General features: G+C 72.7%; 10 protein-coding genes. 7 read left to right on the forward strand and 3 right to left on the reverse strand.

Annotated elements, in window-relative coordinates:
* Positions 1–71 precede the first annotated feature (71 nt).
* Positions 72–1,481 carry a helix-turn-helix domain-containing protein gene (locus OG782_RS23165; protein WP_406453874.1) on the reverse strand — a complete coding sequence of 470 codons (1,410 nt, stop codon included), beginning with the start codon at positions 1,479–1,481 and terminating at the stop codon, positions 72–74.
* A 125-nt stretch (positions 1,482–1,606) separates the two neighbouring features.
* On the opposite strand from OG782_RS23165, the gene OG782_RS23170 reads away from it, so the two are divergent.
* Positions 1,607–3,448, forward strand: coding sequence for a DUF6350 family protein (locus OG782_RS23170; RefSeq protein ID WP_406459229.1), 1,842 nt, complete (start codon positions 1,607–1,609; stop codon positions 3,446–3,448).
* Here the strand turns inward: OG782_RS23170 and OG782_RS23175 are convergent.
* Positions 3,438–4,415: a hypothetical protein gene (locus OG782_RS23175; RefSeq protein ID WP_406453876.1), complete on the reverse strand. Its 978-nt coding sequence runs from the start codon at positions 4,413–4,415 to the stop codon at positions 3,438–3,440. The genes OG782_RS23170 and OG782_RS23175 overlap by 11 nt on opposite strands.
* Before the next feature lie 366 nt (positions 4,416–4,781).
* On the opposite strand from OG782_RS23175, the gene purN reads away from it, so the two are divergent.
* Positions 4,782–5,438, forward strand: a complete 657-nt coding sequence (gene purN / locus OG782_RS23180) for a phosphoribosylglycinamide formyltransferase (protein WP_406453878.1) — start codon at positions 4,782–4,784, stop codon at positions 5,436–5,438.
* Positions 5,425–6,978, forward strand: a complete 1,554-nt coding sequence (gene purH / locus OG782_RS23185) for a bifunctional phosphoribosylaminoimidazolecarboxamide formyltransferase/IMP cyclohydrolase (RefSeq protein WP_406453880.1) — start codon at positions 5,425–5,427, stop codon at positions 6,976–6,978. Before purN ends, purH begins: the two co-directional genes overlap by 14 nt.
* Before the next feature lie 131 nt (positions 6,979–7,109).
* Here the strand turns inward: purH and OG782_RS23190 are convergent, their stop codons facing one another.
* Complete coding sequence (locus OG782_RS23190; RefSeq protein WP_406453882.1) at positions 7,110–7,883, reverse strand: RDD family protein; 774 nt, start codon at positions 7,881–7,883, stop codon at positions 7,110–7,112.
* A gap of 228 nt (positions 7,884–8,111) precedes the next feature.
* On the opposite strand from OG782_RS23190, the gene OG782_RS23195 reads away from it, so the two are divergent.
* The 4 genes from OG782_RS23195 (at position 8,112) to OG782_RS23210 (ending at position 12,707) form a co-directional block, all read left to right on the forward strand.
* On the forward strand, positions 8,112–8,984 hold the full coding sequence (locus OG782_RS23195; protein WP_406453884.1) for a bifunctional methylenetetrahydrofolate dehydrogenase/methenyltetrahydrofolate cyclohydrolase: 873 nt from the start codon (positions 8,112–8,114) through the stop codon (positions 8,982–8,984).
* 20 nt (positions 8,985–9,004) lie between these two features.
* Positions 9,005–9,748: a DUF3017 domain-containing protein gene (locus OG782_RS23200; RefSeq protein ID WP_406453886.1), complete on the forward strand. Its 744-nt coding sequence runs from the start codon at positions 9,005–9,007 to the stop codon at positions 9,746–9,748.
* 500 nt (positions 9,749–10,248) lie between these two features.
* Positions 10,249–11,472, forward strand: a complete 1,224-nt coding sequence (locus OG782_RS23205) for a DUF2690 domain-containing protein (RefSeq protein WP_406453888.1) — start codon at positions 10,249–10,251, stop codon at positions 11,470–11,472.
* Between the two features lie 245 nt (positions 11,473–11,717).
* A complete protein-coding gene (locus tag OG782_RS23210; RefSeq protein ID WP_406453890.1) occupies positions 11,718–12,707 on the forward strand; it encodes a malate dehydrogenase in 990 nt (329 codons plus the stop codon).
* The last annotated feature ends 113 nt before the right edge of the window (positions 12,708–12,820 follow it).

Raw genomic sequence — 12,820 nt, forward strand, 5'->3', positions numbered from 1 at the left:
CCGCACGAACGACGCGGGCCCGTACCCCGATCAGGGGTACGGGCCCGCGTCATGTGCGGGGGCCCTCCGGGTCAGCCGGCCCGGGGGACCAGCCGGGCCGGACCGTGCACCAGCTCGCCGCCGAGCTTCTTCTGCAGCTTCATGTCCCTCGGCGTCAGCTTCTGCGGACCGCCGACGGGCGGCACCCCGCCGACCTTCTGAGCCGGCGACTGGGGCGTCTCGTACTTCCTCGGAGCCGTCGCCAGGGTGATCAGCGTCAGGCCGATGATCAGCACGGTGAACGCGACGGCCGCCCGGGTCCAGAGCTGCGCCTTGCGCTCACCGCCGGTACGGATCAGCTCCGGAACCGGCAGGGAGGAGACGGGCTGGGTGCGCGCGAGTTCACCGAGGTGCTCGTGCATCAGCGCGGACTGCTCGGCCGCGGACGAGGGCTCCGCGAGCTCGGGCAGCTGCTCGGCGACGGCGGCCCGCGCGGTCACCAGCCGCCCGGCCGCGGCCGGGGTGCTCGCCTCCGTCTCCGCGGCGGTCTCCGGCAGCCCCAGCCCCACGCCGTCGTGCAGCAGCAGGGTGCGGCGGTAGGCGGGCGGCAGGGCCAGCAACGCGTCGAGCAGGGCCCGCGGGCCGGGCGCCTCGGGGGGCGGGTCGGGGCGACGGTGCCCGCGACGCAGCTGGTGCCACGGCGACATCGCGTGCTCGTAGGCGGCGGCCCGCACCCAGCCCACCGGGTCCCGGTCCACCGCGACCTCCGGCCAGCGATGCCAGGCCAGCTCGAAGGCCTTGGCCACGGCCTCGCGGGAGAGATTGCGCCGGCCGGTCAGCAGATAGGTCTGGCGGTAGAGCGCGGCGGCGGAGTGCCGGTACAGGGCATCGAACGCCTCGGCGGGCGTGGGCCCCGTTCCGGTTCCGGCGGCGTCCGCGGCCGCGGTGGTCTCAGCGGCCTCGGTGGTCTCAGCAGCCTCGGTGGTCTCATCGGCCTCGCCGGTCACGGGCGTGCCGGTGGCGCCGGGTGGCTCGGTTGTGGTGCGGCCGGACTCGGTCGGGTCCATGGCGTCGCTCCCGGGGGCTTCTGCGGGGGTCGGCGGACGGGGCTGTGTGCGGGAGCGTGATGACGTCGCGGCCTTCACCCGTTCGGCCGCCTCGCCCCGCTCACCCGGTTCGGCGGGCTCCGGGGAGGGTGTCGCCGTTCGCCCGCGCGGGGGTTCCGCACCCTTCGGCCGGGTGTTCGGTGCCGCCGGCTTGACCGGGGAGGCCGGCGAGGAGGAGTGCGTGCCACCGGTCCCGATCAGCCTGGCGTACGCCTGGCGCTTGCGTCCGCGCGGGCTGGTGCGGCCCGTCTCCCAGGCCCGGACCGTTGCCCGGGTGACGCCCACGGCGGCTGCGACCTGCTCCTCACTCAGTGACCTGGCCTCCCGCAGTCTGCGTCGCTCCTTGGGGGAGGGAAGCGGATGGGCTCCAGCCGTACCGGTCGTGCTCTGCGTCATCGGGGCCCCCCGCGCGACCTGCACTGGGCGAAAAAGTACATAAACGTATATTGAGCGACACAACGGCCATTCGCCCGTTACACGGAATTAGCGCGTGTCGTTGGGAGCATTGCGGCGTGACCCAAATGACCGAACACAGCCCGTCGTTGTCGGCAGAGCAGGGGCGGTCCGCCGTACTGGCTTCGGCGCTGCTGCGCGGGGCGGTCGCCGCGGGGCTCGGACTGGGCTCCGTGGCCGTGCTCGTCGTGGCGCTGTGGATCAGTTCCCCGGCCCCCGACAGCGGACCCGGCGAGGCCTTTCACGCGGCCGCGGGACTCTGGCTGCTCGCCCACGGGGCCGAGCTGATCAGGACCGACACGCTGACCGGGACACCGGCCCCCGTCGGCATGGTGCCGCTGCTGCTGGCGGTCCTGCCCGTCTGGCTGGTGCACCGGGCGGCCAGGGATGTGCTGGAGCCCGACGAGGGGCGCGGCGCTCCGTCGCCCGCCGGTGCGTTCGCCCTGGTGACCGGGGGATATCTGCTGGTCGGGGCCGCCGTCGCGCTCTACGCGAGGGGTGCCTCGCTGTCCGCGGAACCGCTGTCCCTCCTGTTCCCTTCGGTCCTGGTGGTGGCGGGTGCCGCGGCGGCCGGGGTGTGGACGGCCGCCGGCCGCCCGGTCGGTCCGCCGCCCTCCTGGGCGCCGGTCCGGCTGCACGAGGCTATGGCGCGCACCCTCTTCGCGCGGCGCGCGGAGGTGGTGGGCCGGGCCGCGGCGGCCGGGGTGGCGGTCCTGCTGGGCGGCGGCGCGCTGGTCACCGCGGCGGCGCTGGTGTGGCACGCGGAGCCGGTCCAGGAATCCTTCCTGCGGCTCTCGGGCGACTGGGGCGGGCGGTTCGCGGTGCTCCTGCTGGCGCTGGGGCTGGTGCCGAACGCGGCGGTGTGGGGTGCGGCGTACGGGCTCGGCCCTGGCTTCGCGCTCGGTACGGCTTCCACGGTCACCCCGGTCGCCTTCACGGGCCGCCCGGTGGTGCCGGACTTCCCCCTGCTGGCCGCGCTGCCGGCCCAGGGGCAGGGGGCGCCGCTGAACTGGGCGGCAGCGGCGGTGCCCGTCGCCGCGGCGCTGACGGTCGCCTGGTTCACCGTACGCAGGGCGGCGCCCGCCCATGGCGTACGTGAGGACGCGTGGAGCCTGCGGGAGACGGCGCTCACGGCCGGGCTGGGGGCGGCCGGGTGCGGGATCGGCGCGGCGTTGCTGGCGGCGGCGGCCGGGGGCCCGCTCGGAACCCGGGCCCTGGCGGAGTTCGGGCCGGTGTGGTGGCTGACGGGGGCGGCGGCCCTGGTGTGGACGGCGGCGCTCGGCGTCCCGATGGCGCTCCTGCTGCGGGCCTGGCGGCTGCGCGGACGTACCGAGGCCGAGCAGGCCGTGCAGGCCGAGCAGGCCGAGGCTGATCAGGCGGAGGGCGCGAAGGGCGGGGCGGCGAAGAGCAGGGTGGCGAGGTGGGGGGCCGCGATGTTCGGGGCGATGAAGCCCGGATCCGCGAAGCCCGGATCCGCGAAGTCCGGAGAGGCAGAGTCCGGGGCCGCGAAGGAGAAGGCAGGGGCGGGGCCGGACCGCGCGAAGAAGGAGCAGGGGGCCGGGGAGGCGGCACAGGCGGCCGGGGCCGCCCGGCGCAGGTGGTGGCCGTGGCGCGGCAGCCGGCCGGAAGAGGGCGGGACGGACGAGGTCTTCGTGCCCGGCGGGCGGGGCTCCGCGACCGTCCCCGGGCCGGCCTCCCGGCCCGCCGCGTCCGCCGGTGGCCTTGCCCCGGGAGCCGGGGACGACGGAGCCGGCGAGGACTTCGAGCCGTACGACTTCCTGCCCACCGACCCCTGGCATGCGAGGGGGGCCCGGAAGCGGCCCGCCCGGCCCGCAGAGGCCACGACGGCCGCCCCGGCCTCGGATGTATCAGCGACCGGCCCCGCCGCCCCGCCGGACGCTACTCCTTGACGCCGAAGAAGGGTTCCAGCGGCTTCGGGAGCAGATCGTTGCAGGCGAGCTGGCCCGACTTGGTGAGGGCGTCGTTCACGCAGGTGTAGTAGTCCCGGTAGACCAGCTGCACGGTGAACGTCGTCGCGACCATGGCCAGCGCGACCAGCGCCGTCACCAGACCGCTGACCGCGGCCGTCGTCTGCTGCCGGCTGGTGCGCTGGGGGAAGCCCGCGCCGGGCGCGGCCGCGGATCCGGGGACCCGGGCCGGTCCCGACGGGGTACCGGGCTCGGCGTTCTGCCCCGGACCGGCGGCGCCGGCGGTGGGAGCCGCGGCCGTTCCGGCCGCTGAAGGCTCCGTCGGCTTGGCCCGGAGCGCGCTGATCGACCAGTACGTGGCGAGCGCGCCGAGCAGCAGGGCGATCTCCGGGAAGTCGAAGATCGCGAAGAAGAAGGCCCACATGCCGCCGAGCAGTGCGTAGCGGGCACGGCGCTGGGCGGGGTCGGTCGGGTCCCAGCGCATGCCGCCGGGGGAGCCCTGCGGGCCGCCCTTTCCGTTCGGACCGCCGGGCCCGTCCGGACGGCTGCCGAAGCCGCCGTTCTGGCGCCCCGGCTGCCGGCTGCTCCACTGGCCGCCCCAGACGGGCCGGTTGTCGGTGGGCGCTTCCCCGTCGTTTCCGTTGCCCTCACCGTTGCCGTTGCCGTTGCCGTTGCCGTTCGAGCCGCCGTTGACCGGGTGGCGCGGCTGCCACGGCTGGTCTGGGCGGTCCTCCGGGGGCGCGGCGAACGGATTGTCGTCCCCCGGACCTCCGGCCCCGGCCGAACCGGACGGTGAAGAAGGCGAAGAGGAAGAAGGCGCAGAGGAAGAGGAAGAAGAGGAAGAAGAGGAAGGGGAGCCCGGCGTGGGGGACTGGCGCTCCCGCATCAGCAGTGAGGACCCCTCGGGCAGCGGGCGGCGGAAGGCGGTGCGGCGGCGTCGGTCCGGCATATGGTGAACGTCTTCCCCATCTCGTCATTTCCGCCCGGCGGACGGTTCGCTGTCCCCTGACGCTACCTCCCGGTGAGGAGGGGCCGAAAGCGGGGAGTACAGGCGTCGTGGCCGAACGCTGTCATCCCGGCGTCCCCGCCCCTGCCGGGCCGGTGGCCACCGGTCCCTCACCCCCGTCAGGCAAGGGTCCGGCGAGGTGCCGGTATCGTTGCTGACGGTCGGCTCGTTCGTAGAGTTCCCCGTATCGGGGGGCGTGATTCTTTCGTACGACCGTACAAACAGCATGGCCGTCGTGCCGCCGCTCCCGTAACGCGGCGTGTGGTGCGGCCGCTTCGAACCGCTCCACACGCGAGAAAGGGCCCAGCCGTGGCCTCCCCGCTCTCCTCCGCCGGTCCGGCCCGACTGGTCGTTCTGGTATCCGGTTCCGGTACGAACCTCCAAGCCCTGCTCGACGCGATCGGTGACGATCCCGAGGGGTACGGCGCCCGGATCGTGGCCGTCGGCGCGGACCGGGACTCCATCGCCGGCCTGGAACGGGCCGAGCGCGCCGGGCTCCCCACCTTCGTGTGCCGGGTCAAGGACCACGCGACGCGTGCGGAGTGGGACGCCGCGCTCGCGGCGGCCACCGCCGAGCACCACCCGGACCTCGTGGTCTCCGCGGGATTCATGAAGATCGTGGGCAAGGAGTTCCTCGCCGGGTTCGGCGGCCGGTTCATCAACACCCACCCCGCCCTGCTTCCCAGCTTTCCCGGTGCCCACGGCGTCCGTGACGCGCTCGCGTACGGCGTGAAGGTCACCGGGTGCACCGTCCACTTCGTCGACGACGGCGTCGACACCGGTCCGATCATCGCGCAGGGCGTGGTCGAGGTGACCGAAGAGGACACCCCGGAGGGCGAAGCGGCCCTCCATGAACGCATCAAGGAAATCGAGCGCAAGCTGCTCGTCGAGGCTGTGGGGCGGCTCGCCCGTGACGGCTATCGCATTGAGGGACGAAAGGTTCATCTCGGTCATGTCGGTGAATAAGCCCATCCGTCGCGCCCTGGTCAGTGTCTACGACAAGACGGGGCTCGAAGACCTCGCGCGCGGTCTGCACGAGGCGGGTGTCGAGCTGGTCTCCACCGGCTCCACCGCCGGAAAGATCGCCGCCGCCGGAGTGCCGGTCACCAAGGTCGAGGAGCTCACCGGCTTCCCCGAGTGCCTCGACGGCCGCGTCAAGACGCTGCACCCGCGCGTCCACGCCGGCATCCTGGCCGACCTGCGCCTGGACGCCCACCGTGAGCAGCTCGCCGAGCTCGGCGTGGAGCCGTTCGACCTGGTGGTCGTCAACCTCTACCCGTTCAAGGCCACCGTCGCCTCCGGCGCCTCGGACGACGAGTGCGTCGAGCAGATCGACATCGGCGGCCCGTCGATGGTCCGCGCCGCCGCCAAGAACCACCCCTCGGTCGCCGTCGTCACCAGCCCCGAGCGCTACGCCGACGTCCTCGCCGCCGTCAAGGCGGGCGGCTTCGACCTGACCGCCCGCAAGCGGCTCGCCGCCGAGGCCTTCCAGCACACCGCCGCGTACGACGTGGCCGTCGCCTCCTGGTTCGCCGCCGGCTACGCCGCCGCGGACGACTCGGGCTTCCCCGACTTCACCGGTGCGACGTACGAGCGCAAGAACGTCCTGCGCTACGGCGAGAACCCGCACCAGCCCGCCGCGCTCTACACCTCCGGCGACGGTGGCCTGGCCGAGGCGGAGCAGCTGCACGGCAAGGAGATGTCGTACAACAACTACACGGACACCGACGCCGCGCGCCGGGCCGCGTACGACCACGCCGAGCCGTGTGTCGCGATCATCAAGCACGCCAACCCGTGCGGCATCGCGATCGCCGACGACGTCGCCGAGGCGCACCGCAACGCGCACGCCTGTGACCCGCTGTCGGCGTTCGGCGGCGTCATCGCCGTCAACCGCCCGGTGACCGTCGCGATGGCCGAGCAGGTCGCGGAGATCTTCACCGAGGTCATCGTCGCCCCGGCGTACGAGGACGGCGCCGTCGAGGTGCTCGCCCGCAAGAAGAACATCCGCGTGCTGCGCTGCCCCGACGCCCCGTCCGCCGAGGTCGAGGTCAAGCCGATCGACGGCGGCGCGCTGCTCCAGGTCACCGACCGCCTCCAGGCGGACGGCGACGACCCGGCCAACTGGACGCTCGCCACGGGCGAGGCGCTGAGCGCCGACGAGCTCCGTGAGCTCGAGTTCGCGTGGAAGGCGTGCCGCGCGGTCAAGTCCAACGCGATCCTGCTCTCCAAGGACGGCGCCTCGGTCGGCGTCGGCATGGGCCAGGTCAACCGCGTCGACTCCGCGAAGCTCGCCGTCGAGCGCGCAGGCGAGGAGCGGGCACGGGGCGCGTACGCGGCCTCCGACGCCTTCTTCCCCTTCCCCGACGGCCTGGAGATCCTGACCGCCGCCGGCATCAAGGCCGTGGCCCAGCCGGGCGGTTCGGTCCGCGACGAGCTGGTGGTCGAGGCCGCGAAGAAGGCGGGCGTGACGATGTACTTCACCGGCACGCGGCACTTCTTCCACTGATACGGATACCGAAACCGATACGCGTCGTACCCGGGTTGCCCGGGTACGACGGAAGGCCGCCGATTCCCCGGAAAGAGTGGGGAATCGGCGGCCTTCGCCATGCGGTGAGGGTGGTTACACCTTCGGCATGCCTACTTCGTCTTGATGACGATCGTGCTGCCCGCACGGTCGTGCCAGCCCTGGAGCTTGCCGGAGTTGTCGAAGAAGGGGGAGAGGTAGACCAGCAGCGTGCCGAGACCGCAGAAGAGCGAGCCGACCATCGGGATGATCCAGCGGATGAAGCCCGCACCCAGACCGGGGGCCTGGCCGGTGCTCTCCTTGACGACCTTGACGTTGAGGACCATCTTGCCGAGCGTGGCGCCCCAGATGGAGACCATCAGCCACTCGTAGAGCAGCGCGATCAGCGCGAACACGGCGATGAAGCCGAAGAAGCCCGCGAGGATGCCGACGCTGGCGTCGGCCGCGTCGCTCACGCACTGGTTGTACGCGGAGGTGCCGTACTCCATGCCGTTGCAGTCGTCGAGGGACTTCGAGGCGCCCACGAGGCCCGCGATGCCGATCGCCGAGAAGATCGCGTAGAGGATGCCGTACGCGACGCCGTCCAGCGCACGCGCGCCCAGGCGGCGCCCCATCGTGGCGAGTTCGACGGTGCCGAGGCCCGCGACGTTGATGAAGCCGTTGTTGGCCTGGAGGGTGCCGCCCGGCTGCTGCGGGTAGCCGTAGCCGGGCTGTCCCTGCGGGGGCACGCCGGGCTGCTGCTGCGGGTAGCCGTAGCCGGGCTGCTGACCCTGCGGCGGGACGCCCTGCGGGGCCTGCTGCGGGTAGCCGTAGCCGGGCTGTCCCTGCGGGGGCTGACCGGGCTGCTGCCCGTAGGGGTTGTTCGGGTTCGGGTCGCCGAAGCTCATCTGGGGCGTTCCTCCAACGGACGTACGGGGACGAATGCGGCCGCGCGGAGGAAAGAAAACGTCAGCGGTCCGCCCCCCGGGTACTTCTGCGGCACTGCGGCCTTCATCGTTATAAGCGGGAAGTAAGTTTGTCCAGTGGCTGCGTAAGAAGTTGTCCAAGTGCAACCTTGCGTCCACGGCGGTACCTGGAATTGGTCCGCGGGCGGGGTCATCCGCGAGTATGGGTCCATGACTGCCCAGATTCTCGATGGCAAGGCCACCGCAGCCGCGATCAAGTCCGAACTGACCGTCCGCGTGGCGGCCCTCAAGGCCCGGGGCATCACCCCCGGCCTGGGAACCCTGCTGGTCGGGGACGACCCGGGCAGCAGGTGGTACGTGAACGGCAAGCACAAGGACTGTGCCCAGGTCGGCATCGGCTCGATCCAGCGCGAACTCCCCGACACCGCCACGCAGGAGGAGATCGAGGACGTCGTCCGCGAACTCAACGCCGACCCCGCGTGCACGGGTTACATCGTGCAGCTTCCCCTGCCCAAGGGGATCGACACCAACCGTGTTCTGGAACTGATGGATCCGGCCAAGGACGCCGACGGTCTGCACCCGATGAGCCTGGGGCGGCTCGTGCTCAACGAGACGGGCCCGCTGCCCTGCACCCCGCAGGGCGTCGTGCAACTGCTCCGCCACCACGGCGTCGAGATCAACGGAGCCAACGTCGTGGTCGTCGGGCGCGGTGTCACCATCGGCCGGTCGATCCCGCTGCTGCTGACCCGCAAGTCCGAGAACGCCACGGTGACCCAGTGCCACACCGGTACCCGTGACCTCTCCTCCCACCTCCGTCAGGCCGACATCATCGTCGCCGCCGCGGGCGTGCCGCACATCATCAAGCCCGAGGACGTGAAGCCGGGCGCGGCCGTGCTCGACGTCGGCGTGAGCCGGGACGAGAACGGCAAGATCGTCGGCGACGTCCACCCCGGTGTGGCCGAGGTCGCCGCCTGGATCTCGCCGAACCCGGGCGGTGTCGGTCCCATGACCCGCGCCCAGCTGCTCGTCAATGTGGTCGAGGCGGCCGAGCGTGACGCCGCCGACGCCGTCGCCGCCGGCTGATCCGATCCGGAAGGAACCCCATGGGTGCTGATACGAGTCCGGCCGACCGGGCCGCGTCGGCGACCGGGCCGGCCACCGACGCGGCCGAGGCCGCCGTGCCTTCGGGCGGTACGGCCGACACCGCGTCCGAGGAGACGGCCGACGCGCCTGCCGGTGCGCCGGGCGGCGGCGTGGCCGCCGGTGTCCCATCCGGGGAAGCGGCAGAGGAAGCGGCAGGGGAAGAAGCCGCGGATGTGGTCGGAGGAACAACCGGAGCAGCGGCCGGAGTGGCGGCCGGGGAAGCATTCGCGGCCGACGGTGCCGGCGGCGCTCCGGACGGCCGCTCGGGCAGTCACCAGGCATCCGGCCCCGGTACGTCCTCCGAGGTGCGCCGTTCGCGGCGGTTCTCGCTGACCCGGGACACCGCGCGGCCCGAGGGCGGCGGCCGGGCCGCCGCCGGGGACGCTCCCGCACCGGCCCGTCAGTGGCCGCTGCTCACGGTGCTCTGCACCGCCGCGGCCGGTCTGCTGATCGTGGCCACCGACCCCTTCGAAGAGGCCTTCCGGATCGGCACGATACTGATTGGCGCGGCACTCATCGGGGGTGCGGTCCTGCGTCTGGTGGTCCCGTCGGTGGGCATGCTCGCGGTGCGTTCGCGCTTCACCGACCTGGTGACGTACGGACTGCTGGGCGTCCTCATCGTGATGCTCTCGCTGATGGCGCAGCCCAAGCCGTGGCTGGACATCCCGATCCTCGAGGACGCGGTCCACTTCACGATTCGCTGACGCGGGTTCGCCGACGTCCGTGCGGACCGGTGCCCGTCCCCTCCCCCGAGGAGAGACGGACACCGGAGGGCGGGACACACCGGAGTGAAATGCTCCGGAAAGTGGCGACTTGAGCGGCCTTGCCCCGTCCTTTCTCCAGCCTTGTGGACGGGGCACTCCGGTTCAAGGGATGGCTGTGGCCTGTGGCACGGAAGTGACCATTCCGCCACGGTGTGATCGTCAGGCAACGGTGGCAGACTGGCCCGGCCGTCCGGCCGGCAGGCAGGGCGGGGGCGCGCGACGGTGCGCGCCGGACGCCGTTGCGCCACCGTGCGCTCCTGATCGGGGAACTGGCCGTCTGCGTGCGCGCATCTACCTGGGTAGTCCGGAACGGAAGACCACCGGTTCGGACAGGGGGCAGGGCTGCGTGCGGCACGCGGGAAGCGGCCGGGGGGCAGCGGAAGCTGACCGGCGTGAGCGGGAAGCGGACGCGGAAGCAGAGAGAGAAGCAGGGGGATGTCATGCCTCGTTGGAAGGCACTGCCGCAGGAGCTCGACCCGCAGATCCGGGAGTTCACCGGCCAGCTGCGCAGACTCGTGGACCGCAGTGGCCTGAGCATCGCCGCGGTGGCCGACCGCACGGGCTACAGCAAGACGTCGTGGGAGCGGTATCTGAACGGCCGGCTGCTCGCGCCCAGGGGGGCGATCGTCGCGCTCGCCGAGGTGACGGGCACCAACCATGTGCACCTGAACACCATGTGGGAGCTGGCGGAGCGGGCCTGGAGCCGTGCCGAGATGCGCCACGACATGACGATGGAGGCCATCCGGATCACCCACGCGCGGGCGGCGCTCGGTGAGTCCGGGCGGAACCCGCCGGGTCACGGCAGGAGCCGTCCCTCCGGCGGCGTCGGCACGGCGCAGGGCGGCGCGACGCAGGGCGGCAGTGCCCAGGACGGCAGGGAGCGGGAGCCGGGCGGGGCCGGCCAGGACCGAGCACCGTCCGTACCGGTCCAGCGCGGGACGGCACCGAAGGTGCCGCAGCAGCCGGACGGGCGGGACGCCGCCCCGGGGCACGGCCTGCCGCCCGCCGTGGCCTTCGTCGCGGGCATCGGCGGACAGCCGCCGCCCGCGCGCCGCGACGGCGGCCGGGGCAGAGCCGGGGGCGGCCGGGGCAAGGCGGGCGGCGGCCGGGGCAGAGCCGGGGGCGGCCGGGGCAAGGCGGGCGGCGGCCGGGGCAAGGCCGGGAGCGGCCGAAAGCCCGCGGTGATCGCCGCAGCCGTCGTGGGTGTCCTGCTCATCGTCATCGCCGTGGTGCTGCTGACGGGCCTGGGCGGCGACTCCGAGGGTGCCGAGGCCGCCACCACCCCCTCCCCGACGCCGACGGCCGCCGCGCCGAAGCTTCCGGCCGGGGTCGGGTGCAGCGACGCCGACTGCGCCGGGCAGGACCCCGAGGAGATGGGCTGCGGCGGCGAGTACGCCCGTACGCTCTCCAGCGCCAGGGTCGGCGCAAGCGTCATAGAGGTGCGCTACAGCAAGACCTGCGCCGCGGCATGGGCCCGCATCACCAAGGCGGCCAACGGCGACACCGTGGAGATCAGTGCGGGCGCGGCAGGGCAGGACGGCACGGTGGACACGTCCGCGGAGGCCTACACCCCGATGGTCGCCGTGAAGCGGATCGCCGACGTCCGGGCGTGCGCCACGCTCGCCTCCGGTACGCAGGGGTGCACGGCCGAAGCGGCTGAATGAGCGCAGGGGTGCACGGCCGAAGCGGCTGAATGAGCGCAAGGGGGCCCGGCCGGACGGGAGGAAGAGCGCGCCCGGCGGGATGAGCGGGGAGTGACCGGTTGTGTGCGGTGCCACAGGGGGGCGGGCGGCCACCGGGTTCCGGGTCGGATAGCCTGATCGCCGGATATCTCTTCACATCAAGATTCAGGGATGTCCAGCATCAGGGGCCAGGAGCCCCCACCGCCAGCTGTCTAACGGAGATCGCCATGACCCGCACTCCCGTGAATGTCACCGTGACCGGCGCAGCCGGCCAGATCGGCTACGCGCTGCTCTTCCGCATCGCCTCCGGCCACCTGCTCGGCCCGGACGTGCCGGTCAACCTGCGTCTCCTGGAGATCCCGCAGGGGCTGAAGGCCGCCGAGGGCACCGCGATGGAGCTCGACGACTGCGCCTTCCCGCTGCTGCGCAACATCGAGATCACCGATGACGCCAACGTCGGCTTCGCCGGCGCCAACGTCGCCCTGCTCGTCGGCGCCCGCCCGCGCACCAAGGGCATGGAGCGCGGCGACCTGCTCTCCGCCAATGGTGGCATCTTCAAGCCGCAGGGCAAGGCCATCAACGACAACGCCGCGGACGACATCAAGGTCCTCGTCGTCGGCAACCCGGCCAACACCAACGCGCTCATCGCGCAGGCCGCCGCCCCGGACGTACCGGCGGAGCGCTTCACCGCGATGACCCGTCTGGACCACAACCGCGCGATCTCGCAGCTGGCCGCCAAGACCGGTGCCGCCGTCTCGGACATCAAGCGGCTGACGATCTGGGGCAACCACTCGGCCACCCAGTACCCGGACATCTTCCACGCGGAGGTCGCCGGGAAGAACGCCGCCGAGCTCGTCAACGACGAGGCCTGGCTGGCCGACACCTTCATCCCGACCGTCGCCAAGCGCGGCGCCGCGATCATCGAGGCCCGTGGCGCGTCCTCGGCCGCCTCGGCCGCGAACGCCGCCATCGACCACGTGCACACCTGGGTCAACGGCACCGCCGCGGGCGACTGGACCTCCATGGGCATCCCGTCGGACGGCTCCTACGGCGTCCCCGAGGGCATCATCTCGTCCTTCCCGGTCACCACCGAGAACGGCACGTACAAGATCGTCCAGGGCCTGGACATCAACGAGTTCTCCCGTGCGCGCATCGACGCGTCGGTGAAGGAGCTCACCGAGGAGCGCGACGCGGTCCGCGAGCTCGGCCTGATCTGATCCGTACGCCCTTCGGGGATACGCGAACGATCCGATCCGTACGTGTCCCCTCGGGGACACACGGACGCCACCGCCCCCGGCAGCAGTCAGCTGCCGGGGGCGGTGGCGTCCGT

Source organism: Streptomyces sp. NBC_00876 (assembly GCF_045207435.1).
Lineage (GTDB): Bacteria > Actinomycetota > Actinomycetes > Streptomycetales > Streptomycetaceae > Streptomyces.

Bases quoted from the DNA above. Each gene is read 5' to 3' on its own strand.
- OG782_RS23165 (WP_406453874.1), bottom strand. From the start codon at position 1,481: ATGACGCAGAGCACGACCGGTACGGCTGGAGCCCATCCGCTTCCCTCC.
- purH (WP_406453880.1), top strand. From the start codon at position 5,425: ATGTCGGTGAATAAGCCCATCCGTCGCGCCCTGGTCAGTGTCTACGAC.
- OG782_RS23205 (WP_406453888.1), top strand. From the start codon at position 10,249: ATGCCTCGTTGGAAGGCACTGCCGCAGGAGCTCGACCCGCAGATCCGG.
- OG782_RS23195 (WP_406453884.1), top strand. From the start codon at position 8,112: ATGACTGCCCAGATTCTCGATGGCAAGGCCACCGCAGCCGCGATCAAG.
- OG782_RS23170 (WP_406459229.1), top strand. From the start codon at position 1,607: ATGACCGAACACAGCCCGTCGTTGTCGGCAGAGCAGGGGCGGTCCGCC.
- OG782_RS23175 (WP_406453876.1), bottom strand. From the start codon at position 4,415: ATGCCGGACCGACGCCGCCGCACCGCCTTCCGCCGCCCGCTGCCCGAG.
- OG782_RS23190 (WP_406453882.1), bottom strand. From the start codon at position 7,883: ATGAGCTTCGGCGACCCGAACCCGAACAACCCCTACGGGCAGCAGCCC.
- OG782_RS23210 (WP_406453890.1), top strand. From the start codon at position 11,718: ATGACCCGCACTCCCGTGAATGTCACCGTGACCGGCGCAGCCGGCCAG.
- OG782_RS23200 (WP_406453886.1), top strand. From the start codon at position 9,005: ATGGGTGCTGATACGAGTCCGGCCGACCGGGCCGCGTCGGCGACCGGG.